23 protein-coding genes are annotated in these 23,971 nt (G+C 55.9%); 9 read left to right on the top strand and 14 right to left on the bottom strand.

Annotated features, from left to right (window positions below; genetic code table 11):
- Window positions 1-140: 140 nt before the first annotated feature.
- The 7 genes from ACMVPR_RS12565 to ACMVPR_RS12535 all read right to left on the bottom strand — a co-directional run bounded on the left by ACMVPR_RS12565 (window position 141) and on the right by ACMVPR_RS12535 (window position 5,743).
- Entirely contained in the window at window positions 141-1,055 is a 915-nt protein-coding gene (locus tag ACMVPR_RS12565) for an aminotransferase class IV (protein WP_416883165.1), read from the bottom strand.
- 14 nt (window positions 1,056-1,069) lie between these two features.
- Entirely contained in the window at window positions 1,070-1,846 is a 777-nt protein-coding gene (locus tag ACMVPR_RS12560; protein ID WP_416883164.1) for an amino acid ABC transporter ATP-binding protein, read from the bottom strand.
- Window positions 1,847-1,849: 3 nt separating this feature from the next.
- Window positions 1,850-2,515 (bottom strand): amino acid ABC transporter permease, encoded by a 666-nt coding sequence (locus ACMVPR_RS12555; RefSeq protein ID WP_416883163.1) that lies wholly within the window; start codon window positions 2,513-2,515, stop codon window positions 1,850-1,852.
- 1 nt (window position 2,516) lies between these two features.
- Window positions 2,517-3,194 carry an amino acid ABC transporter permease gene (locus tag ACMVPR_RS12550; protein WP_416883162.1) on the bottom strand — a complete coding sequence of 226 codons (678 nt, stop codon included), beginning with the start codon at window positions 3,192-3,194 and terminating at the stop codon, window positions 2,517-2,519.
- A gap of 24 nt (window positions 3,195-3,218) precedes the next feature.
- A complete protein-coding gene (locus tag ACMVPR_RS12545; RefSeq protein ID WP_416883161.1) occupies window positions 3,219-4,043 on the bottom strand; it encodes a transporter substrate-binding domain-containing protein in 825 nt (274 codons plus the stop codon).
- A 24-nt stretch (window positions 4,044-4,067) separates the two neighbouring features.
- Window positions 4,068-4,721, bottom strand: coding sequence for a GntR family transcriptional regulator (locus ACMVPR_RS12540; protein ID WP_416883160.1), 654 nt, complete (start codon window positions 4,719-4,721; stop codon window positions 4,068-4,070).
- 389 nt (window positions 4,722-5,110) lie between these two features.
- Window positions 5,111-5,743, bottom strand: a complete 633-nt coding sequence (locus ACMVPR_RS12535) for a tyrosine-type recombinase/integrase (protein WP_416883159.1) — start codon at window positions 5,741-5,743, stop codon at window positions 5,111-5,113.
- 179 nt (window positions 5,744-5,922) lie between these two features.
- On the opposite strand from ACMVPR_RS12535, the gene ACMVPR_RS12530 reads away from it, so the two are divergent.
- Complete coding sequence (locus ACMVPR_RS12530) at window positions 5,923-6,477, top strand: hypothetical protein (RefSeq protein ID WP_416883158.1); 555 nt, start codon at window positions 5,923-5,925, stop codon at window positions 6,475-6,477.
- 221 nt (window positions 6,478-6,698) lie between these two features.
- Here ACMVPR_RS12530 and ACMVPR_RS12525 read toward each other — a convergent pair whose 3' ends face one another.
- The gene (locus ACMVPR_RS12525) at window positions 6,699-8,096 is read right to left on the bottom strand and encodes a pyridoxal phosphate-dependent decarboxylase family protein (RefSeq protein ID WP_416883157.1); all 1,398 of its coding nucleotides are present in this window, start codon (window positions 8,094-8,096) and stop codon (window positions 6,699-6,701) included.
- Between the two features lie 677 nt (window positions 8,097-8,773).
- Window positions 8,774-8,962 carry a hypothetical protein gene (locus ACMVPR_RS12520; RefSeq protein WP_416883156.1) on the bottom strand — a complete coding sequence of 63 codons (189 nt, stop codon included), beginning with the start codon at window positions 8,960-8,962 and terminating at the stop codon, window positions 8,774-8,776.
- A gap of 276 nt (window positions 8,963-9,238) precedes the next feature.
- On the opposite strand from ACMVPR_RS12520, the gene ACMVPR_RS12515 reads away from it, so the two are divergent.
- From ACMVPR_RS12515 to ACMVPR_RS12505, 3 genes are all read left to right on the top strand, one after another.
- Window positions 9,239-9,706, top strand: coding sequence for a transposase (locus tag ACMVPR_RS12515; protein WP_416883155.1), 468 nt, complete (start codon window positions 9,239-9,241; stop codon window positions 9,704-9,706).
- 739 nt (window positions 9,707-10,445) lie between these two features.
- On the top strand, window positions 10,446-11,210 hold the full coding sequence (locus ACMVPR_RS12510; RefSeq protein WP_416883154.1) for a hypothetical protein: 765 nt from the start codon (window positions 10,446-10,448) through the stop codon (window positions 11,208-11,210).
- A complete protein-coding gene (locus ACMVPR_RS12505) occupies window positions 11,207-12,169 on the top strand; it encodes a hypothetical protein (RefSeq protein WP_416883153.1) in 963 nt (320 codons plus the stop codon). The genes ACMVPR_RS12510 and ACMVPR_RS12505 overlap by 4 nt, the downstream gene beginning before the upstream one ends.
- Before the next feature lie 537 nt (window positions 12,170-12,706).
- On the opposite strand, the gene ACMVPR_RS12500 is transcribed toward ACMVPR_RS12505, so the two are convergent.
- A protein-coding gene (locus ACMVPR_RS12500) for an IS3 family transposase (protein WP_416883152.1) occupies window positions 12,707-13,836 on the bottom strand; the annotation gives its coding sequence in 2 pieces (ribosomal slippage) (window positions 12,707-13,593 and window positions 13,593-13,836; 1,131 coding nt in all).
- A 138-nt stretch (window positions 13,837-13,974) separates the two neighbouring features.
- On the opposite strand from ACMVPR_RS12500, the gene ACMVPR_RS12495 reads away from it, so the two are divergent.
- On the top strand, window positions 13,975-14,667 hold the full coding sequence (locus ACMVPR_RS12495) for a hypothetical protein (protein ID WP_416883151.1): 693 nt from the start codon (window positions 13,975-13,977) through the stop codon (window positions 14,665-14,667).
- 39 nt (window positions 14,668-14,706) lie between these two features.
- Here ACMVPR_RS12495 and tnpC read toward each other — a convergent pair whose 3' ends face one another.
- The 3 genes from tnpC to ACMVPR_RS12480 are packed head-to-tail and all read right to left on the bottom strand — an operon-like array spanning window position 14,707 to window position 17,010.
- Window positions 14,707-16,218: an IS66 family transposase gene (gene tnpC / locus ACMVPR_RS12490; protein ID WP_416882482.1), complete on the bottom strand. Its 1,512-nt coding sequence runs from the start codon at window positions 16,216-16,218 to the stop codon at window positions 14,707-14,709.
- A gap of 55 nt (window positions 16,219-16,273) precedes the next feature.
- The gene (gene tnpB, locus ACMVPR_RS12485; RefSeq protein ID WP_416882483.1) at window positions 16,274-16,627 is read right to left on the bottom strand and encodes an IS66 family insertion sequence element accessory protein TnpB; all 354 of its coding nucleotides are present in this window, start codon (window positions 16,625-16,627) and stop codon (window positions 16,274-16,276) included.
- Window positions 16,624-17,010 (bottom strand): transposase, encoded by a 387-nt coding sequence (locus tag ACMVPR_RS12480; protein ID WP_416882484.1) that lies wholly within the window; start codon window positions 17,008-17,010, stop codon window positions 16,624-16,626. The genes tnpB and ACMVPR_RS12480 overlap by 4 nt, the downstream gene beginning before the upstream one ends.
- Window positions 17,011-17,739: 729 nt before the next feature.
- Between ACMVPR_RS12480 and ACMVPR_RS12475 the strand changes: the two genes are divergently transcribed.
- Window positions 17,740-18,672 carry an AAA family ATPase gene (locus ACMVPR_RS12475; RefSeq protein WP_416883150.1) on the top strand — a complete coding sequence of 311 codons (933 nt, stop codon included), beginning with the start codon at window positions 17,740-17,742 and terminating at the stop codon, window positions 18,670-18,672.
- Window positions 18,673-18,815: 143 nt separating this feature from the next.
- Here ACMVPR_RS12475 and ACMVPR_RS12470 read toward each other — a convergent pair whose 3' ends face one another.
- On the bottom strand, window positions 18,816-19,769 hold the full coding sequence (locus ACMVPR_RS12470) for a LysR family transcriptional regulator (protein WP_416883149.1): 954 nt from the start codon (window positions 19,767-19,769) through the stop codon (window positions 18,816-18,818).
- A 145-nt stretch (window positions 19,770-19,914) separates the two neighbouring features.
- On the opposite strand from ACMVPR_RS12470, the gene ACMVPR_RS12465 reads away from it, so the two are divergent.
- The 3 genes from ACMVPR_RS12465 to ACMVPR_RS12455 all read left to right on the top strand — a co-directional run bounded on the left by ACMVPR_RS12465 (window position 19,915) and on the right by ACMVPR_RS12455 (window position 23,971).
- Window positions 19,915-20,925, top strand: a complete 1,011-nt coding sequence (locus ACMVPR_RS12465) for a TAXI family TRAP transporter solute-binding subunit (RefSeq protein ID WP_416883148.1) — start codon at window positions 19,915-19,917, stop codon at window positions 20,923-20,925.
- Between the two features lie 74 nt (window positions 20,926-20,999).
- Complete coding sequence (locus ACMVPR_RS12460) at window positions 21,000-21,728, top strand: aspartate/glutamate racemase family protein (protein WP_416883147.1); 729 nt, start codon at window positions 21,000-21,002, stop codon at window positions 21,726-21,728.
- 23 nt (window positions 21,729-21,751) lie between these two features.
- Window positions 21,752-23,971, top strand: a complete 2,220-nt coding sequence (locus tag ACMVPR_RS12455) for a TRAP transporter permease (protein WP_416883146.1) — start codon at window positions 21,752-21,754, stop codon at window positions 23,969-23,971.

The raw sequence follows: 23,971 nt of genomic DNA, 5'->3' as shown, positions 1-23,971 counted from the left end.
AGCGGACCTTCGAAACCAACAAAAGGGGGCGCTTCATTTGCTGGACGGTTTTTCGGGCGAGTGTTCATTCGCAACATAACCTGGAAACACATTAAGCGTAAGTGATTGTAGTTCATGTGCCTTAATGGAAACGCTGCCGGTCAATCACCAACATATGCCCTATAGAGTTCCGCAATAGAGGACGTCACCGGGCCGGGATTTCCGGCTCCGACCTTGCGCCCGTCGATCATGGTTACCGGAGTGATCCCGCCCAAAGTTCCGGTTACGAAAGCCTCGTCCGCGGCATAGGACTCGGCCAGTGTGTAGTCCTTTTCGCGCACGGTCTTGCCTGTGTCCTGCCATAGCGCGATGACCTTGGCGCGGGTGATCCCGTTGAAGCAGGTGGCCCCGGTCGAGGTCCAGAGTTCCTCTCCGCGGATGATGAAGAAGTTGGTCGAGTTGCAGCTTGCGACAAAGCCGCGATCATCCAGCATCAGAGCTTCGTCCGCCCCCATGTTGATCGCCTGGATCAACGCCTGGATGAAGTTCAGTCGGGAATGCGAGTTGAGCCGCAGATCAAATACATCGGGTGTCGAGCAGCGAACGGTCGAAGTCATCAGCTTGAGCCCCCGTGCCTTGAGCACCGCGTTGGGCTGTTTGTATTCGGCCACGATTACGATGGTGGCCTTGCCGGTGATGAAGCGCGGATCCTGATTGGGCGTCGACTTGACCCCGCGCGAGATCATCAGCCGGATATGCACCCCGTCTTCCATTCCATTATGGCGCAGGGTCTTCCAGATTTCCTCGACAAGTTCTTGGCGATCCATGCCGATGTCGAGCTGAATGGAATTGGCCCCTTCGTAAAGCCGGGCCATATGTTCATCGACGGCCAGAAGGCGGCCTTTGACAAGGCGCAGCCCCTCCCATACGCCATCCCCGAGGACAAATCCGCTGTCAAAGACAGGCACCATGGCTTTGTCGCGGGGGAAGAATGCGCCGTTGACGTAAACCTCGACACAGTCATTCCGGGGATCCGGCGCGTAGCTTTGAGCGCTGGTTTGCGTGGCATCTGTCATGGCAGGGTCCTGCGTTAGAATTCGAATTGCTTGTGACGCGCGAGAAACGCCTGCGTGCTGGGGTTCTGCGGCTTTTTGAGGATCTGCTCCGGCGGTCCTTCCTCCTGAATGACGCCGTCGGCCATGAAGATCACACGATTTGCGACGTGATAGGCGAAGCCCAGTTCATGCGTCACCAAGAGCATCGTGCGCCCTTCATCCGCAATGCCGCGGATCACGTTCAGGACTTCCGCAACCAGTTCGGGGTCAAGCGCCGAAGTCGGTTCATCAAAGAGCATCACGTCCGGCGCAAGAGCAAGGGCGCGGGCGATGGCCACGCGCTGCTTTTGACCGCCGGACAGGCGCGATGGGTATTCCTGCGCCTTCTCCTCAAGGCCGACACGGGCAAGTTCATCGAGGCCCAGCTTTTCCGCGCTGGACTTGTCTTTGCCTTGAACCGTGCGCAGCCCCTCGGTCACGTTTCCCAGAACGGTCATGTGCGGGAACAGGTTGAATTGCTGGAACACCATCCCGACCTTCTGGCGAACCTTGGTCAGTTCCCCCTCAGAATAGTACCGGGGCTTGCCGGGGCGCGCCGTGCCAATGGTCTTGCCTGCATAGGTGACCTCACCCTCGCTGGGGATTTCCATGAAGTTCAGGCACCGCAGAAACGTACTTTTGCCAGACCCAGACGCGCCGAGGATCGCAATGCAATCGCCCTTGTTGACGTCAAGGTCGATGCCACGCAGCACATGGTTGCCCCCAAAGGATTTGTGCAGGCCGCGAATAGTCAGGATGGGGTCTTCAGACAAGGCTCAGTCTCCTTTCGCCATGCGCCGTTCGAGCACGTAAGTGACCCGCACGATAGGGTACAGGATGACAAAGAACGCCACCGCGACCACCGTATATGCCTCGATCGGATTGAAGTTCACCGACGCAATCAACCGCGCTTGATGCAGAAGGTCTGCGTAGGCAATGGCGGAGGCGAGGGTGGTCATCTTGAAAATCTCGATGCCGCGGTTCGTCAGGGCCGGGAGCATGCGCCTTACTGCCTGAGGCAGGATGATCCGCCGCATGGTCTCATGGTATCGCATCCCGATGGCGCGGCCCGCTTCCCATTGTCCGGGGTCGATGGATTGAATGCCGCCGCGAAAGATCTCGGCCGAAAAGGCGGCCGAATTCAAAGTGATGCCCAAAGCTGCCGCCGCAAGCGCGGAGATGTCGAACGGAGCGAGGATTGGAAAGGCGAAATAGAACCAGAAAATCTGGACAAGAACAGGCGTGTTCCGGAAGAATTCGATGAAGCATGCAGAAGGCCAGCGCAACCAACGGCGCTCGGAATATCGGGCAAGGCCGATGGCAAGTCCCAGCGATAGACCTGCAACCAAGCAGATCGAAAAAATTCGCAGGGTGTTGATCAGCCCGACATATAGAGCCGCGCGGTATTCATAGACCGATCCGAAATCCCAAACATACTCCATATCAGCGCACCGTGCTGTCGCCGCTGACGGCCAGACGGCGTTCCAGCGCTTGCACGCAGAGGCTTAAACCGAAGATGACGACGAAATAGATCAGGGCTGTCACGGTGAAGATCTCGATGGGGCGAAAGGTCTTTTGCGCCAGTTCGTTGGCCTGATAGAGCAGGTCGGCATAAGAGACGGTCGCCACGAGCGTGGTTGTCTTCATCAGTTCGATGGCGCGTTCAGTAAAGGCTGGGATCATGCGTTTCACCGCTTGCGGCAGGATGATGCGCCGCATCACCTGGGACCGCTGCATGCCGATCGCGCGTCCGGCTTCCCATTGGCCGCGCTCGATCGAGACGATTCCGGCGCGGAAGACCTCGGCAAAGAATGCCGAGGACTGGATAGAAAATGTGATGGCGGCCGCAAGGTAGGGCGTCATCTGAATGTCGATCAGGATCGGCAGGGCGAAAAAGAACCAGAACAACTGCACAAGTGGGGGCGTGGTTCGAAAGAACTCGATCACAAAGCCCGCGGGCCAAGCAAGCCAGCGATTTGGCGACAGTCGGGACAGTGCAAGGATCAAACCCAGCGGCACGCCGAAGGCAAGGGCCGTGCCCGTGATCGCCAATGTCCCGAGAAGCCCCTGCCACAGCAGATCTGCATTCGCCAGAACAGCGGTGAAGTCCCATTCGTACATCCGGTATTCGCCCTGCCGCGAGGATCAGAGGCGTTCGCGCATGATCGGCGGCACCGCTGCCGGATCGAGGCCGAAATCGCTCAGGAACTCTTCGTACCATTGCTGCGTCTGGCCGGACTGGTAATAGCCGTCGATCTGCTCGTTCACCCAATCAAGGAATGCGGTGTCATCCTCTTTACGAACCGCCACTGAAGACGGGCGAGATTCGACCGGCTTCGGTACGACGATCTGGCCGGACCCCAGCTTCTGTCTTGCTGCAATCAGGGGCGGATGGAACAGCGTCACCGCATCGACGCGACCAGCCTGAAAGGCTGCAATGGCCTCAGCATTTCCAGGGAAACGCTGAATGTCGGCATCTGGGACGTTTTCGGTGAGGAACGCATCCATGCTGGTCGCCTGCGGCACCGAAATGCTGATCTCGGCAGTATTCAGGTCGCTCCAGTCAGAGATTTCGAGATCGTCGCGGGCCAATACAGCAAGGGAATAGTACAGCAAGGGCGTTTCCGGGAAGTTCACGGCTTCCTTGCGTTCGGCTGTTGCATCAAGGACGTACATCAGATCGATCCGATCCGCCTGAAGAGCCGCAACCGCTGTGCCCCATGTAACTTCGACCGGCTCGAAGGTCACGCCAAGGGTTTCCGCCATGGCCTTGCCCATGGACACTCCCAGGCCGCCTGTCCATTCCCCGCTGACAATGTCCTTGGAATACCAGGGCGGCGCCTGAGTCACGCCGACGCGCAACACGCCGCTTTCCTTGACCTTGTCCATGGTGCCTTGAGCAAGTGCGCTAGTCCCCGCACCGATCATCGCGACCGCCAGGGTCGCTGCCAATACGTCACGTCTGTTCATCTTCCACTCCTTGTTTGACTGAGGTTATGAGTCTTCTGCCTTCGTTTGCGTTCGGGCTTCGACAAAGGCCTTGGTGGTTTCCAGCCCTCGGCGCATGTGATCGCGGAGTTCGTCCTGCATCGCCTGGAGGCTGGGACCCAAAGCATGTCGAACGTAGTCGTCGTGACTTTCACGTTTCGGGCCACGCATCCCATGAGCGCGATGATGGGAGGCCCAATACATCTGAAGGTGGCCGCGCAGGCTGATCCAGGAATTGAGCAGAATGCGATTGCCCGCCAACTCATAGGCAAGTCCATGCAGATCAAGCTCCGCCTCGATAGAGCCGACATCATCCGCTTGGTCGATCGCGGCTTTTAACGCCTCGTTCCTCAGGAGCAGCTCCGCCTTAAATGCCTCGTCGCGCTGCTCCCAGATCTGCTGGAACGCAAACTGTTCGAGACATGTACGCATGGCATAGATGTCGTTGATGTCCTGAATCGAGATATCGACCACACGGGTCCCGGTATAGGGAACGCTGACCAGCAAACCTTCGTCGACGAGCTGCCGCATTGCTTCGCGCAGCGGGCCACGGCTGGCACCAAGGCTGATCGCCAACGCACTCTCCACCAGTTGCGCCCCGGGTTCCAACTCTCCCGTCAGGATCGCGCGACGCAGCAAGGCGGCGATCTGAGCACTCATGGTTTCTCGCTTCAAGGGTGAAGAAATCACGATCCACCTGACTATGGCGTCTATTCCTGAACATCGTTGATGGCACATTGAAGATTGTCAACAATAATATATCAAGAAGATCACCGCGCTTCTGATTTCCAGATTCGGTCAGCTTCCAAAGATGCAATTGTTTTCCAGTTCATCGGTTTCCTCGCGCACGCTGATGAGAACCTAAGTTGCTTGGTAGTCAACTCCTGGCCGAAAACGGATTTGTCCGAACACCATCTTGTGCACTGCGTCGCTGGACCGACCTTGGACTTTGCACTTGCAGCGAATGACTGCTTCGACCGAAGCAGTGCAACCTTCTTGGAGCCTACCAAAGGGCAGCTCTGGGCCGTCCGTGAAGACGGCCCTATTTCTTAGATTTCAATGGCCTCTGCAATCGCAAGAGCATCCTCAAGTTCGACGCCGAGGTATCTGACCGTGCTATCCATCTTGGTGTGGCCCAATAGGAGCTGAACGGCACGCAGATTGCCTGTCTTTTTGTAGATTTGCGTCACCTTGGTCCGACGCATCGAGTGCGTGCCGTAGGCGCTTGCTTCCAATCCTATCGATGTGACCCAGTCTCGGACAATTCGTGCATATTGGCGGGTCGATATGTGTAGGCGTTCATGGAATCGGCCGGGCCAAAGGTATTCAGAACCAACCATCAGCGGTTCTTGCATCCACTTTTCCAATGAGGCCCGCGTACCTTCCGAGATTTCGAAGCGTACAGGTTTCTGCGTTTTGCTCTGCAGAACCGATGCGCGCTCCTTGATCTGGCCTGACGCCATGACATCGACGACCTTCATTTTGACCAGATCGCAGCCGCGCAGTTTGCTGTCGATGGCCAAGTTGAAGAGCGCCAAGTCTCGATAGTTCTCGGCCAGTTCAAGTCGTACCCTAATCGCCCAGACGTGTTTCGGTTTGAGGGGTCGCTTCTGACCGACGATGCGCCCCTTGTTCCAAGCGGGGCGAAGCGCGCGAATGGCAGGTAGGTTTGGTGTTTGCATGACTGGTCCTCCGATCCGCCACGCCCTCCCACAACGACAACCCGACGTTGACCAAACCAGCATATCATAAGTTTCGGCACCGCCTCCGAGGTCCGGTTTGAGCCCAGAGTGAATGATGCTGCATCCTGCGCGAATGGCCGTTAAAGCAAACGGTGTCGTTCTGGAACAGGCGCGCTGACATGCCGATGAATATATCAATACCTCAGGCCGCAGGAGTACTACGAACGGCGAAACGTGTTCTCGTCGTGGGGTGTTCGGGAGGCGGAAAGAGCACTCTTTCACTAAAGATATCGGAACAATTCGGCCTAGAATATCTCTCTTACGACCGAGACGTCCGCTGGCTGCCCGGTTGGCAGGTCCGCGACCGCGAAGAGCAGCGCCAAATTGTCACCCAGTTGGTAAGAAAAGATCGGTGGGTCATGGATGGCACGACTGTATCCACATTCGATTTGCGTCTCCCTCGCGCCGATCTTTTGATTTGGGTTCGAGTTCCTCGAAAAGTCGCATTGAGCGGCATTGCACGACGAGTTTTTGGAAACTACGGCAAGGTTCGGATCGACATGGCCGAAGGATGCCCTGAGCAGTTGCCTGACCGCGAGTTCCTGACCTTCATCTGGACATTCGAGACCCGGATGGCGCCGCGCATAATAAGTGGCATTGATCGGCATGGTCCCACTGTTCCGGTGGTGACACTCAAGTCGCATCGTGAGTTCGCGGAACTGCTTGATACCTAAGCATTACACGATCTGGCGAACCGGACGTTCGGCAAGGAACACATCGCGGCAGCTCCGTCCGCAGCTTTCCAGTTGATAGTGAACGCGGCGAAAGGCACCTGGCGCTGAATCAGCCGTTCGTAGATCACGCAGCAATGGCTCCCGAAGAGCCCACTGTGGCAATTGCTGCGCTGGTGACGAATGTCCGCAATCACTCATTCGCTCTAACACTGGCTGCACCCTCATTTTACAGCTTGCCAAACCTCTGTGACTACAGTGCGTACCATCATGACATCTTCGCGGGTGGTCTCGAACTGGCCAACTTGAACACGGATGATCTTGCGACCTTCAAACGCGCCTTGCGTCAGGTAGATGCGCCCATCATCGTTGATCGCATCCACTAGTTTTTGCTGGGCTGTGTCATCGCCGGGACAGCGGAACGAAAACAGGCTGAGCATCGGTTCCGTCACGATCTCGAACCCATCGAGCGCACGGATTTGCTCGACCAGTTCTTCGGCCCAAGTGACATGATTGCGGATACGGGCTTGCAGGCCTTCCAACCCGTAGGATCGGATCAGGAACCACAGCTTGAGCGCCCGAAAGCGTCGACCAAGCGGGATCGTCCACTCCGAATAGTTGGTCACCTCATGGCCACTGGTCTTCAGATATTCGGGTTCGATTTTCAGGGTGTTCATCTGCAACGTGTGATCGCGAAGGAACTGAACCGAACAATCGAACTGCGCACCCAACCATTTGTGTGGGTTGAAGACGATACTGTCGAACCCATCGACACCGCGCCAGAAGCGGTCCCGAAATTCCGGACAGATCATCGCGGCGCCTGCCCAAGCTGCGTCCAGGTGGGTGTAAAGATCATAAGCACGCGCAACTTCAAGGATTGGAGCGAGGTCATCAGTGCCTCCCACGCTAGTCCCACCGGTGATCGCAATAATCCCGGCAGGCGTGTGACCCGCCGCCAGGTCCTCCCTGATGGCCGCATCAAGCTGGGTTGCCTCTATACCAAACAGCGGACCGGTGCCCGGAATTTTGACAAGGTTGTCCTGACCGATCCCAGCCACCCAACAGGCGCGATCAATCGAGGTATGCACTTGATCGGAACAGTAGACACGCAGTTGTCCGCGCCCTGAAAGGCCCGTCCGGTTGCCTGTAAATCCCGTGGCCTTTTCGCGCATGGTCAGTACCGCAGAAAGCGTGGCGGATGACGCACTGTCCTGGATCACTCCGGACATGCCGTCAGGCAGGTCCAATGCTTGGCGCAACCAATCCACCATCACGGCCTCGATCTCGGTTGCCGCAGGAGATGTCTGCCAAAGCATGCATTGCGCTGCCACGGTGTTGACGAGCTGTTCTGCAAGCATCGACGGTGGCGTCGCATTAGCAGGGAAATAGGCAAAAAATCTTGGGTGCTGCCAATGCGTCATGCCTGGCATGATGATGGCGTCGAAGTCTTGTAAAATCGTCGCCATTTCCTCTGGGTGATTTGGCGGTGATTTGGGAAGCTGGACCGCGATGTCGCCCGGTTTGGTTTGCGCGCGTACAGGCCTGCTTCGTAGGGTCTTGTGATACCTCGCGCCCCAATCGGCGATTTCCTTGCTCCAGCCTGCGAACTCATCCCAGTCCATAACTCAATTCCTTTTGGATCACTTACGAGCGGGACCTTGCCGGTCGTTTGGAGGTATCGAGCTTAGATTGTCATCAATACAAGTGGCAACATAGTAAGAAATGCCGACATTCGATCCGATGCAGCGAAAGGCAGCTCCGTCCGCAGACCGACAATTAAGCCGCCAAAAATGCTGCACGATGCACCAATGGCAGCAATTCGAAAGCTGCAACGCAGCGTTGAGAACGTTGACGAAAGGCAGCAATGGGCCGTTCGCGACAAGTGTTTGCTTTGGCCTGATGAGTCCTTGAAGCAGAAACTTTTCATAGGCCCTCAAACCAAGGATACCGAGCTCCAGGCACGACCAGTTCCAGGTCATTTTGAATGTCCGCATAGAGATCGATAGTCCATTTTTTGGCTGTTTCCCACGGATGCACACCAAGCCGCCATAATGGCATCCCCCTCATGGTCGGCTTTCAGGTTGGCCGCCGCGGAGTGATAGAGTTCACGGATTGCTTTTTCGCGGGATACCTGCAGCATGAGCTTGGGGTGGCTCTCGTAGATCGGTAACCTAAGTCGCCGGGCGACGATCGCCCCAATCAAGGTCATGGAACTGTACAAGGAATTCTGAGCCACAATCGAATTGCCGCCATACATGAGCCGTAGAGCATCATCGCAGGAACGCCCGCCTTTGGTTGACTATGCCAAGAGCGTGCCTATTCCGACTGCGGCCGCCGTTCCTACATGGGCTTGAAGCCACGACATGGCCTTGGCCGAGTCGCGAACAGTTGCTGTGTCCGCAACCTTAGGCACGTTGGAAACAACCTGAATCGCCGCGACACCATTTTTTCCTTTTTCACTTGGATCGTACCCAAGAAACAGCGTCATGCCATTTGCCCTCTCGTTTCTGGAGGTCAAGCATCCTCGTTCTACTTTGGCGTCGGATGGGCTGCTGCGCCAAGCGGGAAGGCCTGATCGCCTCATGGTTCTCCTGAACCCGAGACCGATTTCGTAACGCTGGCTTTTGGTCTCTCTGTGCTTCAGAACTCGATCACGTCGAACATGACATGCTGCGACCAAGCTATCGTCGAGTTGCGTCCACCCTCACAAATACATACCAAGCCTTACCACCGTAACAGTACACTGGCGCAGGTTGACTTAAAAATGCAGTACTGGATCGATATGGAGAAGCTTCTTACGCCGGATGGAGTTGCCGCGGCTTTTCCAACGGATCTGGCATGCCGTGATCGCATGGCGTCTGTACTGTGGCCGGATGGTCCTGTCTGTGAACGCTGCGGCGAGACTTCGGTCGGATATCTCCAGTCTCGGAAAACCTACCACTGCCGGGTGTGCAGATACCAATTCACGGTCCTGACCGGGACTTTGCTGCGCTCAAGTAAATTATCTCCGCTGTTGTGGTTCCAAGTTGCCGAAGAATATGTACGCTGGCGCGCGCGGCACGGCAGCCATGATTTCGGAATTCAGGCTCTCGCGGAGTTTATGGGCGTTGCTTATCCAACGGCCTATCGAGTTCGGAAAATCCTTACCGATGATTTCTCACCCGAAGGGTCTCGTTTCCTTGCGCGGTGCATTTGCGTTGCGGATCGAAATCAGCGCTTCCCAAATGATTGAACGTACGCAGCATTCCTGAACTGGTAAGTGTCCTGCAGTCGGTTGTCCTATCCGCACAGAGCTCTACGCGACTGTTGAGTTTTCTATACAATAAATCGGTTCTCCAGCCCTATCGGGACGGATTTTTGTGCATAACCTTGAATCCGCGCACGGTGAACCATGGTGGAAGCCGGAGGCAGAAAAACGGATCTAAGGTCTGTGAAATGAGAATGTCTTGCGAAAAACGGAAAAGGAAAAATACTCGCAAGATATTGAAAAGTAATGAAAAATTGACTCCATGGGATTTTCTGACTTAGTAAGATTCGACCAAGAGTCGTCGGAGCCAGTCACGGCCCATCGTAGCTGAGTGTTTCTGTTCCGTGAAAGGTTGCCGTGTCAGTGGCGATGCCGTGAAAACTGACGACAGAAAGCAGCACGGACGCTGCTGCTGGACACTTAAAAAGTCCGGTTCGACGAACAGTAAATCAAGAGAGGGGATTTGCCCAACCACAATAAAACTATCCGCAGCTAGGGCTGGCAAATGTAGGGGCGAAGCTCGCTACCCATCGACTTGAGACCTCGAAGCGGTAATCGAACTGCCTCCAATGCTCAAGCCCTAACACGACAACTTCCTCGGCAAATCTTCCGGGCGCCTCGCTTTTCGGGCCGAAGCACGTCACCCAAACATGAAAACGTTCCGAGGAACGATCAACTGCAATTTTTCGCGCCTTGTCTTTTGGTGCGCCAGGAAAGCCATGCCATGAAACCATCCAATTATGTTAAGAAAACCCCTCTGGCTGTAGACTACAGCAAACGTCGCCGAGCGACTTTCTCGCCGCCGCCGCTTGCTGATCCCGATGATCCCCACAAAATTGTTCGTACACGGTTGGGCAAAGATGATATCGGCAAATCCAGCGGCACTTGTCGCGTCGCTTTCCTCACCCGTTTGCATCGGCGTGCGGCCATTGAGGAATTCTGGTGCGCTTCTTATGAAGAAGCACAAGTTTTTCTGCAGATTGCCGGCCATCCTGACGTCGTGAATTTTAAGGAACAATTCACCGAGGTGCCTTTTGAAGACCTTGACGGAAAGCAGACATTTACACGCCTCGATGCTCATGTGATGTTTCGCGATGGGCGCGAAGTCTTGGTTTCGATCAAGTATGACGAGAAGGCGCGGCGCAAGTCCTACTTGAAGGAAGTTGCGAATATTGCAGCGCAAACGCCAGTTGAAGTCGCAGATTTTTATGCTGTTACGTCGCGCTACATGTTTCACCCCACGTACCGTCAACGTGCTGAAGCGATTCACAAAGCACGTCGTGGCTGGGATCCTGAGGCTGACGACGTGGTTCTCAAAATCGCCAACCAGAACCGCTGCCGTTTTCGTCTCCAGGAAATTGTGGAGGCCTCTGGACTAGGGCATCGCGCGCAGCGCGCTGTCGTTCAACTCGTGGGAGATGGGGATATCCGTAAGGACCTCTTTGACCCCTTCACACCTGAAACCGAGCTTTGGAGCGCTGCTGCATGACTTACTTTCAGCATCTGACACCAAATGATCGGGTGACGTATGGCAATTGTCAGGTATCGAACATTGCGATCGATATCGACAAGAATTCTAAGGATATCAAGCACTACCGGATGTCGGTCAAGGCTGAGGATGGCGAAATCGAAATCCGGAAGTTTCGACCGGAAGAGATCCGGCATCTGGTCGATACCGAGATCCTTGTCGTGGAGCGCGGCTACTACAATGCTGCGCGAGTTCGGGATCGAGAACTCTACGCAGGACGCGAACTTAATGGTGCAAATGCCCATCAGAGAGAGCGTGTTGATCTGCTCATTCAGCAATGTCGTTTGATGGAGCGATACCATGCCATGGGCATGAAATTGACCAGAGACGGAGTAACTGAATTCCGGGCGTCTCTCATAGAAGACTACGAAACCTATCAAGCTCGAAAATTCTATGGAACAAGAAAGGCAAACGCCGCTCAACGCTTGAAAAAGCTACCAGCGGTCAGCACGCTGCTTGAAAATTATCGGAAGTATCGTCGGGCGAACGGCAACCCGAATACGTTCCTTCCAACTGTCTCTGAGCCGATCGATTTGGATCTGCAGGCGAGCTTGGACTTTTGTTTCGTCATGGAGAGGCTGGGCAAATACGCCTGTGCCACTCAAGTCTCGAAGAGCAAAGTAATCGACGACATGATTGAAGATGTTAGGGCCGAAAACGCTGCCCGCGCTTCGCTGGGGCAGCCACTGATCAAAATTCTTTCTCACCGTCAATATGAGCGATGGATTGAACTCTATCTTGATCCCTTCGACGTGATGATGCAGCGCAAAGGACTGGCAGCTGCTGTCAAGAAATACGGTTCTTTCGAGCCGGGGAGGACTGCTTCGGCGATCGGGCAAATCGTCTTGTTTGATGCCTGGCGTTCACACGTGAAAGTGCTCGATTGCACGCGCGCCGAATACAACGCGATGTTCAGATGAACAGAGAGGGAAGGTCAAATTCATCAGCCCATGGGTCACAACGGCACAGGACCTTGCCACAAGGGCGATCGTCGGGGTGTCTTTCAGTAAGACGCCAAATCAGGAAGCATCACTTGAATGTCTGCGTATGATTTACATGGACAAGACGTATTTGTTCAGAGACGTGGGCTTGAAGGGGTCGCATTGGAATTTCTGCTGTTTGATGCAAGAGGGCAGCAATGACAGTGGTTCCGAGTTTGGTAAGGAGCCATTTGGCGGCGCGCAATTTTCGATGGCGGTACAACTCTTGGGTAGTAGCCAGATGAATGGCGCTGCGGGTGTGTCACACTTGCGCGGAGCCATGGAGCGGTTTTTCTGGACGTGTGACTTGAAGTGGGCGCGGTTCCTTCCAGGCTACACGGCAAGAAATCCGCAAGCTCGAAATGACAGGAAATACTTGTCGGAAGTGTGCATCTGCTTCGATGAGTTTCAGATCCTCTATCTTTTGTTCATCGCTGAGTGGACTTGTCACGCTTTTGTGCCGCCCCCTGTGCTCGTTTAAGCTACTTTCCGTTCGAAGGCGACCGGGCTTTTCCAGCCTAATGCTGAGTGCCTGCGACGCGGATTGTAGAAGCCGTTGATGTACTGGAAGATGGCCACTTCAGCTTCCCGTCTCGTCGGCCAGGACCTGCGCCAAAGCATCTCAGCCTTGATCGTTTTGAAGAAGGTTTCGACGGCGGAGTTGTCGTAGCAATTGCCCTTGCCGCTCATCGATACCTGGAAGCCGTGCTGGCGTAGGAGCTTCTGATAATCGTGGGAGCAATATTGGCTGCCACGGTCGGTGTGGTGAATGCAGCCCCTGGGCGGCTGGCGTAGCGCCACAGCCATCTGCAAAGCCCGGATGGCCAGGTCGCGTTTCATACGATTGCTGACCGCCCAACCGATGACCCGACGGGAATGCAGATCCAGTATCACAGCAAGGTAGAGCCAGCCCTCTCGGGTCCACACATAGCTGATGTCACCGGCCCACTTCTGGTTCGGCTGATCTGCGCGGAAGTCGCGGTTCAGCAGGTTCGGCGCGATGTTGAACGCATGGTTGCTGTCGGTCGTCACCTTGTATTTCTTGGACCGTTCGACGCGTATGCCATTCTCGCGCATCAGTCGGCCAACGCGGCGATGGCCGATGTTCAGGCCAAGCTCTTTCAGCTCCTCGGTCATTCTTGGTCGACCGTAGCTGCCCAGGCTTAGACGGGATTGTTCCTTGATGTGGGCCAGCACGACCATGTCTGTCCGCTGCCTTTGACTGGCCGGACGGCTGCGATAGGCACGCAGGCCGCGTTCGCTAACATCCAGAACCTGGCAAAGGCGGTTGGTCGGGAAATCGCGGCCATGCTCCTCGATGAACCTAAACCTCATGGCTTTTGGCTCGCGAAGAAGGCCGTGGCCTTTTTTAGGATATCCCTCTCCTCCTTGAGAATGCGGTTCTCCCGTCGAAGCCGCTCGTTCTCTCGGGCCAGGTCCAGTTCCTTGTCCGACACCACATCAGTGTCACGATGCGCCATCACCCATTTGTTCAGCGTCGATAGGCCAACACCCAAATCTGACGCAACCTGCCTGCGTGTCAGCCCGCTCGTCAGCGCGATCCGCACCGCATCAGCACGGAACTCTTCCGTCCGTTTCGTTCCCATAGTTCGTCTCCTTTGCTGCAATAAATGCTATCAAAGGAGCGGCATCAAACCGCGACACGTCCAGAGTATCACAAAACGCCACACAGAGGTCTCAAATATCGAACACCTGCAGCGATGTGGGAGGAGCTCTCTCAAGGCGTGGAGTATGATCCAACACTTATGCCGTCGCCTGCTCAGTTTCGTGAGGCCTGTGGATATCATACAAAGGCTCAGGTGACAGCCGAAGGTATTCGATACGGTGGCGTCGTCTATTCCAATGCGGTGATCCGCAACGACCGCAAAGCACGCCTGGCTGATCGTATCGCAGCGCCCGGCGATAGCGTCGAAATCATGGTTGATCCGTACGATATGGGAGGCATCTCGGTTCTGACGAAAAATGGTTTGATCAGCGTTCGGTGTTTGGATCACACCATGGCCGGAAAATCGCTACGCGAATGGCGCGCTGAGCAAGAGTTGCAGCGTTATAAGGCAAAAGTGGAAGCCCAAGAGCAGGAAGGTGCTCGTCGTGAAGCACACGACAGGTGGCGGGGCCTTTCGAATGTAATCATGCGGGCGTCTGACATCGGTATTTTTGGCTATACCAAAGCGGAAATCGATCGCGCGAGGTACGAGCTAGATTTCGGGAAAGGTCAGCATGAAAAGCATTTCATCGGTCGCGACGAAGGCGCTGATCCATTATCGCATCACATGTACGAGACGGGTGGCATCGCTGCCCAGCAAGATGACGTTGATGAGTACGACCCTGACAGTCTCGAAGATGAGCCAAAGACGGGTATGGATCGACTCCGATCAAATGCAAGAGAGCGAAGGCGAGGTCAAAAGCGCAAGTGATCTAAGCCATCGCGCCTTTCATTGTAAGCGGTGCGCCGTTCACACGTGATTGACGTGGTTCCAGGGCAGCAGCAGGTTGATATCGGTCTGTTTGTGCCCGGCTGCAATGGCGGTCAGGACGCCGGATAGATAGCCGTGGGGTTCGATCCCGTTGAGTTTGCAGGTTTCGATCAGTGACGCGATGACGGCCCAGTTTTGTGCGCCGGTATCATGGCCAGCAAAGAGCGCGTTTTTGCGGTTGAGAGCGATTGGACGGATGGTGCGCTCGACGGCGTTGGAATCCAGTTCTATGCGACCGTCGTCGAGGAACAAAATAAGCCCGTCCCAGTATTTGGCGATGTATTTCAGGGCTTCTCCGGTTGGCGACTTTGCCGAGACACGGGCACGGTTCTGGGCGAGCCAGATTTCGAAGGCGTCGATGAGGGGTTTTGAGCGATCCTGTCTAGCGTCATGGCGCTGGTCTGCAGGCAGGCCGCGCAGATCTTTTTCGATGCGGTAGAGCGCCTGGATTTGGGCCAGACCTTCCTGCGCGATTGGGGCAGTGCCAGATTGGGTGACATCATGCAGTTTGCGGCGAGCGTGCGCCCAGCAATATGCCAATGTCACATCCTGGGTCGGGCGTTTAAGCAAGCGATTATAGCCAGCATAGCCGTCAACCTGCAGGATGCCGCTGAAACCCTTCAAAATATTGTCTGCATGCTGGCCAGAGCGTCCCGGTGCATAGGTGAAGGCGACACCGGGTGGATCATCGCCTTTCCATGGCCTGTCATCACGGGCCAGCGCCCAGAAGTAACCGGTTTTGGTGCTTTTGCGCCCTGGGGCCAGAACCGGAGCAGGTGTTTCGTCCATGAAGAGCTTGGTGGAGCGCTTCAGATCAGCCATCAGGGCATCATAAACAGGGGTCAATTCGAAAGCCGATTTGCCGACCCATGTGGCCAAGGTCGAACGATCCAAATCGATCCCTTGGCGGCTGTAGATTTGCGCCTGCCTATAGAGCGGCAAGTGGTCCGCATATTTTGAGACGAGCACATGGGCCAAGGTAGCCTCGGTCGGCATGCCGCCTGCGATGATGTGGGCTGGTGCCGGAGCTTGGGTGATCCCGCCTTCGCAGGATCGGCACGCGTATTTGGGGCGACGGGTGACGATCACCCGGAATTGGGCGGGAATGATATCCAGCCGTTCGCTGACATCTTCGCCGATGACATGGCGCTCGGCTCCGCAGGCGCAGGAGAACTCGGGTTCAATGACCACTTCCACCCGCTCCAGATGCTTGGGCAGTGACCCCCGGTTGGTCTGACGCGGCTTTGGTGGTCGCACGGGCGCAGTGCGCGGGTCAGCATCAATCTCAGCATCCACCTGCGCGATGGCCGTCTCGATGTCTTCGAGTTCCAGCTCGTATTGGCCTGGATCGATCTTCTCGGATTTGCTCCCGAAGAGCGCCTTCTTGAAGGCGGCAACCAGAACTTCGAGTCGGGCATTCTGATCCTGCTGCGCACGGATGATCGCCTTCAACTCGGCAATATTGTCGGGCAATTCATCAGGCGTGACCATGCCCGATGCCATAACAAAACAGAGGCAGAATGACCCCTGCAAAGGGTTCCGTGAGTCACTCCGCCGCAGACGGTGCTGCGACCTCCAAGGGCTGCACGCGCCGCCAATCCAAACCCGCGAACAGGGCTTCAAACTGGGCTGGTTCCAGACGCACCACCCCGTTCTTGATCGCGGGCCATTTGAAGCTGTTATCCTCCAGCCGCTTATACGCCATCACCAGCCCGCTGCCGTCCCAGTAAATCAGCTTCAGCCGATCCGCCCGTTTGGCGCGGAACACATAAACCGACCCATCAAACGGCTTCTGGCGCAAATGACCCTGCACCAGAGCGGCCAGCCCGTCGTGACCCTTGCGGAAGTCGACCGGATCACTGGCAACAAAAATCCGGACCTTGTGGGATGGCGTGATCACGTGGTCATGGCCCGCGCGATCTCGGCGACCCGCGCGGCTGGCGTTGCCGCGTCAAGACGAACGGTGATGTCGCCTCTGATCACATCAATCGTGCTGGCGGAAGCGGCAGGCAGAGGCTGGGCTAAAGGCGCAGGCGCCTCGATCTCAACAGGCACAAAATCCATGCCATCCAAATTCGGCAGGACCAGCTTGCCCTGTCGTGCCATCCGACGCCAATCAGACACTGTACTGGGGATCAACTCATATCGCTTCGCGACCGCGTTGACCGTCTCGCCCTCAATCAACGTCTCCGCCACAATCCGCGCCTTCAACTCGGCAGGCCAATTCCGTTTCCCATCCGTCCGGCGCGGAACCCTTGCCAGAAACTCGCTTGTAGCTCCCATCGAGAAACTCCCCACAAACCAAAGAAGCCTCTGAATCGCAGATCACACGTCAGCTCGAAAGTGTGGGCGCGGCGCACCGCTTACCTTTCATTGCGTCTCCTTCTAGGTCGGAAAAGCGCATGCCGCTGGTGAAGCGTGCAAGATACTTCCTCCGGTCAGAGGTCAATTGCCGCCAACTGTAGCTGGTGCCGCGGTCCTTCATCCGCGGCACAGAGCCTTATCTGTGTTGCAAAGTTGCTATCGGTTTGATCGGAGGTTCTTGATGGGGGTACATCACCAATGAAAACCGGAGCGTGTGGGCAGCACGGGCTGCTTCGAAGCGATCATTGTTAGTGGCATTACAGCTAGAAGTCCCAGCCTGGCAGCGGCAAAGGCTCGCGCTAATGACATGCGAAAAAGCAATAAGGCCAAAAATTCGCAATAATAGTGAATGTTTTCAATGTCTTAATGTCTTTTTGCGTTGACCGCATCACGCACATTTATTAGGGTGGTGGTGATTGGAAGCGCTGCATTCGAGCGGGCCTTGCTCCGTCTATCAGCACATTGACGCCAGCGTTGCGCGCGGCCTTGCGTAGCCGTCCGCAGTGTCTTTATCTCGGGAGTAGTCGCCAAATGGCACGGCCAACGTACCCCATTGTTTCGCCCGACCTCTATTTCCCTGGTCTGTCGGAGACAGAAAAGACCGTACAAGCGGCTCTCCTTCGCATACTCAAAGCTCGAGACCCGAGCGTGACAACACTTCCTTATGAGAAAGCGCGGATGGCTCGAAAACGTAGCCAAAGGATTTATGAGTGCCGCTTGCGCAGGTCTGGCCTGTACGGCCTCAAAGACGAGCAGCGGGAAAGGATCGTCGCCTTGGCACGTGCAGGCGGGCAGATGGCGGGTCCCCTGACCATGCATGACGTCGATGAATGGGCTGCTGAAGTGCATTACCGCTCGCCTTGGATGGGCAAGTTGACCACACACCTGATGCGCCACATGCGCTACCGCGTAGCGGCCGGGAAGTTTGGGCTTTCGTTAATGCCTTTGCTCATTGTTGGAGACACAGGGAATGGAAAGACGACATACGCGCAAATGCTCGGAGAGGTCGCCGGGGCACCGGTTCGCGAAGTTGATGTCGGAAGCGGCAGTTCCGCTTTCAGGATTGCTGGACTTGAGAAAGAGTGGGCAAGCGCAGGTGAAGGCGTTCCGATCGAAACGGTGCTCATGCACAGGATCGCGAACCCCGTGATTGTTGTGAACGAAGTCGACAAAGCCGGTGAGAAGGTCAGCTCGAGATCTGGTGGCGTGACCAGTTTGACGACGGCGCTCCTCCAAGTTCTCGAACCTGAAACCGCGGGAAGATTTGAATGCCCGGTTCACCGAGTCCGGTTTGATCTTTCGCGATTCAACTGGGTCCTGACCGCAAATCACTTGAGCGCAGTGCCTAGACCGCTCCGCGACCGGTGTCACATCTTTCATATGCCGCTTGTTACGCCAGACGTTGCGGCGCAGATGTTCGACACGCTCCTCCGCGACTTCGACGCTGACATTGACGATGATGTATGTCGCGCGGTCCGGGCTGCAGTCATCGAAGCCGCAGAACACGGGCATGTCAGCTTGCGGCAGATCCGGCGTATCTTGGAGCGGATTGCCGCGGCCGGTCCGCAAATATTGCACTGATCGAAGAGCTTGCGTTGTGGCAATTGGAGCAAGTGGGCCGTTGATGAATGTATGACCAGTGCGCGTTCTAGACAGAATTATTCCTACCAGTGTTTTCGAGAAAGGTCGTAGTTGTGAATTGGGGCTGGCGAACCACCTATCTCCTACTGGTTACAGAGCTTTTCGGTTGCATCGACAATGCTTCGGACATAGCGCAACCAATCATCAGCAAAGGTCTTGGCCAACAGCGATGGTGGACGACGCGAAGGTGTGACCAAGGCATAACCAAAAGGAACGCTTGGTTCGAATTTGACGAATTTGATCCGTTGCTGCTCCCGACCTTTTTGCAGCAAATAACTCTTGGCGCTAAGTGGATCGACAATGGCGCAGATTTGTTCCGCTTCAACAAAATTAAAAAGCGGCAGGAAATACTGAGCGTCGACCCGCACGTTGAACTGCGCCCCGGCTTTATCAAAGGCGTTTTGTGTGTCTTTGACTGTCGCGTGCCCCAACTGCAACGTACCCATCGGGTGTCCATCCAAATCGGCAGCTGTGATGCTGGTGTAGCTGGCCAACGGGCCATTTCGAGGCACGGCACACAGGCATTCGCAGGTGACGCGTACCATCTTGAACAGCTCATCTGGTAAGTTTTCCGTGATGGTGTCTGTCATCCCCAAGTCACAAAATCCGATGTCAAAGCTTTGCGCGGCAATCAGGTTCAGGATCTGCGGGGAACTTCGGGTCGACAAAGTGATGCGCACATCAGGAGCGCCGCTACTGAACCGGCTTACGAAATCGGGCATGAGATATGCCGACGGTCCGGGCATGGCGACAATCCGCAACGACCCCCGCACGCGATTGCGCATGCCCTCCATGTTTGACCGTGTGGCAGTCAACCGATCCAAGATTTCTGATGCCTCAGACAAGAGATAACGCGCTTCCGGAACTGCTATCAAGCGACGCCCCTCGCGTTGGAACAACTCCATACCCAATGACGCTTCAAGGGCTTTAAGCGACGCACTGACAGCCGGTTGGGTCCGGTTCAAGTTTCGCGCGGCCGCGCTTACCGAGCCGGTGTTCATGATTTCCCGAAAGACTGCCAGTTGCTGCAAATTCATGCAAATCAGCATATAAGATAAATTTTGGTTAATAAATAAATTTCAAATTTGATTTTATCTGAGTCGTGCGGTCAGATTGAAGTAGTCCATAACTGCGTCGTGCGGTTGAAAAGTCGTGCGGGGCTAACTTCAGGGAGAGAAAAATATGGGACTGTTTACGAAAATTACTGCAGCAGCGATTGCAACAGCGCTGACTGCAGGCGTCGCAGCGGCGCAGGATCCGACATTCTTTCGGATCGGCACCGGATCTGCTGGTGGCACTTACTTCCCAATCGGTGGAACTATCGCCAACGGTATTTCCGCGCCTCCAGGATCGCGTCCTTGCGACGAAGGTGGTCAATGCGGCGTTCCCGGCCTGATCGCGATTGCGCAATCGACGACAGCTTCGGTGTTCAACAACACGGCCGTCCAAAACGGTGAGCTTGAGGCCGGCATGGCCGCAGCCGATGTCACCCGCTCCATGTACCTTGGCGAGGACAAGTTTGAGGGCAAACCCCACGACAAGCTGCGGATCGTAGCCAACCTGTTCCCTGAAGATCTGCACCTTGTTCTGCCCAAAGGGACGTCAATCGAAAGCCTTGCCGATCTCGAAGGCAAGCGCGTAGGTATTGCGCAGGCAGGCTCCGGTACGCAGGTTGCCGTACTACAGATGCTCGAAAAATGGGGCATCACCCGCGACAATATCGACGAGGCTGAACTGAACAACAGCCAGTCGGCAGAACGTCTGGCGGACGGTCAGATCGACGCATATTTCTACGCCGCAGGATGGCCGGTATCGGCGATGGTCCAATTGGCGACCACCAAAGGTATGGAGTTGCACAGTTTCTCCGATGAAGACCTTGCCATCATCAATGAAACGATCCCGGCCTACATCCCCTCGACGATCCCTGCGGGCGTTTACGAAGGTGTGGACTATGATGTCAGAACGCCCGCCGTATCGGCGCTCTTGGTCGTTTCCTCTGATCTAAGCGAAGAGCTCGTTTACGGCATCACCAAAGCGCTCTGGAACGACAACACGCGGACGCTGCTGGACAATGGTCACGCCAAAGGCAAGCAGATTACTCCGGACACCGCGCTCGACGGGATTGCTGCGTTGGGCGTGCCACTGCACCCCGGTGCTGAACGGTTCTATAAGGAAGCCGGGTTGCTCCAGTAACCCTTTCAGTCGGGCAGGCGGATCAATCGGGTCTGCTTGCCCGCATCTCTTTTCCGATACTTTGGAGGGCGACCGTGGCTGTTGTTTCAGGCGGACAGAATATTTGCGGCGTGTCGATCGGCGTTCTGTCGCTGGAGAGCTACTTCCCCAAGCCGCCCGGACATATCAAGAACCCATCAAGTCTGCCTTTCACGACCAGTTATGAGATCATTACCGGACTGACCATACCCGTTTTGTTGAACAATCCATCGCCAGACATGATTGCGCCGTTGATCGCTGCTGCACAACGTCTGGAGAAAAGCGGCGTCAAAGCAATCACTGGGTCATGCGGATTTCTTGCGCTGTTTCAGAATGAGATCGCAGCGGCAGTCGACGTGCCGGTCTTTGTCTCGTCGCTGATCCAGGCAGAGATGATCCATCGCATGACGAACCGCCCGGTTGGCGTGCTGACGGCGTCCGCCGATCTGCTGACACCCCGTCACCTATCAGCCGTGGGTGCGGAGAACACCCCGCTTGTCGTCGAGGGCATGCAGGATGGGAGTGAATTTTCGGACGTCATCCTGCGCAATAGCCGCAACGACATGGACCTTGAGAAGATTGAAGCCGAGCTGCTTGCCGCCGGCGAGAGGCTTGTTGCGCGTGCGCCCGACGTGGGGGCCATCCTACTCGAATGCACGGACCTGCCACCTTACGCCCACACGCTGCAATCACGGCTTGATCGGCCTGTCTTCGACATCATCACCTTGGCAACGATGATTGACCATGCGGTTCTCCGGCGACCGTTTTCCGGCTTCATCAACTAAGCAACAGCGCGAGGGAATTTCGCATGACCAACCCGGCAACACCTGAAAAAGATGGCCGCGAATTGTCTGCCGAAGACCTTGCTGACATTGAGAAAAAATATGACGAAGGCGCTGCAACGCGGCAGGTCTCACCCGGCTTTGGAAAGTTCCTGCGCTACGTCGCACTCATCTTCGCAATTTACCACTATCTAACCGCCGGGTTCGCTCTGCCAACAGATTTCTGGCACATGGGCTGGCACCTGTCTGGATTGTTCATACTGACCTATGCACTCTTCCCGATGTTCAAAACCAAATCGGCGTTCGATCTTCATAACAGCCCATTCCGGATCGGAGGCGTGCCGCTGATCGACATTCTGTTGATGGTCCTCGGCACCTCGGCAGCTCTCTATCTTGGGCTCGCATGGCGCGGTATTGAATGGCTGGGGATCGAGGAACAGACGTTCCGAATGGGCAATCCCAACACTTACGATATGGTGTTCGGCTGTATTCTGATCGTGTTGGTGCTGGATATTGCGCGCCGCACACTTGGGTGGATTCTGCCGATGATTATCTGCGTATTCATCGCCTACGCGCTATTTGGCCCGGTTTTTCCGGGGCTTCTCCAGCATCCGGGTGTGAATTTCAGAACCTTCGTCAGTTCGATGTATTTCCCGGCCGAAGGCATCTTTGGCGTCACGCTTTGGGTCGTCTCTACAATCGTTTTCCACTTTGTGTTGTTCGGGGTCATCGCCCAACGTACCGGGCTGGGGCAGTTGTTCATCGACAACGCAACGATCCTTGCTGGTCGCTATACCGGAGGTCCAGCCAAGGTTTCAGTCGTGTCTTCAGCCTTTTTCGGCACGATTTCGGGATCGTCCGTTGCCAACACCGTGTCTACAGGGGCCCTGACCATCCCGAACATGAAGCGACTTGGCTATCCAGGTCATTTTGCAGGAGGCGTTGAGGCGGCGGCATCGGCAGGAGGACAAATCACGCCGCCGATCATGGGGGCTGCGGCCTTTATCATGGCCGAGTTTCTGGAACTTCCCTATACGACTATCGTGATCGCAGCGATCTTCCCGGCGTTCCTACACTATGTTGGCGTGTTCGCCGTCGTCCATTTGATGGCCCGCCGTTTGAACTTGAAAGGACTTCCTGCTGACAAGCTGCCGAAACTCAAGGCAGTCTGGAGCCACGGCTGGGCCAACATCGTCCCATTGATTGGCCTGCTCGTCGTACTTTTCTCCGGTTACACGCCCTATATGTCGGCGTTTTGCGGCATCTCACTGGCGATCGTCGCGGGGATGTCCCGGTTCAAGGAACCCATCACGCTGATCTATTCCGCGGCTTTTATTGCCTTCGTGGTTTGGAAATACCTAGGAGGAGGGTTTGACCTGACGATGTCAGCCATCCTGATTGCAGGGGCGGCGATCGCGACGTTCAACCCGCAGCAACGCACCACACTGACCGAAATGGCAGACACGTTCGAAACGGGTGTGAAATATGCGTTGGCTGTGGGGGCCGCGTCGGCGGCTGTGGGCATCGTCATTGGTGTGATCAACACCACTGGTGTGGGGTTCCGCATGGGTTTCATGGTCACACAGGCGGCATCGAACTTTGGGACTGATCTTCACTGGCTCTTTACCTTTGGGACGTGGGAGCTGTTCTCAGTGGCCGATCTGACGCTGTTCATAAGCCTCGTGTTCATCGCGCTGGCCTGTATTCTGATGGGCGCGGGCGTGCCGACAACGGCGCTTTACATCATGCTGGTCTCCGTTGCGCAGCCCGCCCTCGCACAATTGGGCATCCCGCCCATCGCCAGCCACATGTTCGTGCTCTACTACGGCGTCGTGGCCGAAATTACGCCGCCAGTCTGCACCTCGGCCTATGCTGCCGCAGCGATTGCCGGTTCCAACCCATTCCGCACGGGGATATCCGCGTTCACCCTTGGATTGGGGAAGGTCGTGGCCCCTATGGCGTTTGTCTACGCGCCAGTGCTGCTCTTCGTGTCGTCTACCGGGTTCGACCTTTGGGAATTCTCGTACACGGCGGCAAGCTGCATTGCCGGAGTGATCGCGCTCTCATCGGCGGTGGTGGGGTATTGGCTCGCGCCGATGGGTACGCTGTACCGTTGGCTCATGGCAATGGCCGGTCTGGTCTTCATTGCTCCATCGCTTCAGGCCGATCTCACCGCATTGATCATTGCCAGCCCTGCGATCATCAGCCAGCTGATCCAGCGCAAACGCCTTGCCCAGCCGGTCTGA

Source organism: Marivita sp. (assembly GCF_048006345.1).
Classification (GTDB): domain Bacteria; phylum Pseudomonadota; class Alphaproteobacteria; order Rhodobacterales; family Rhodobacteraceae; genus Marivita.
This window is presented reverse-complemented; position numbering and strand designations above follow the sequence as displayed.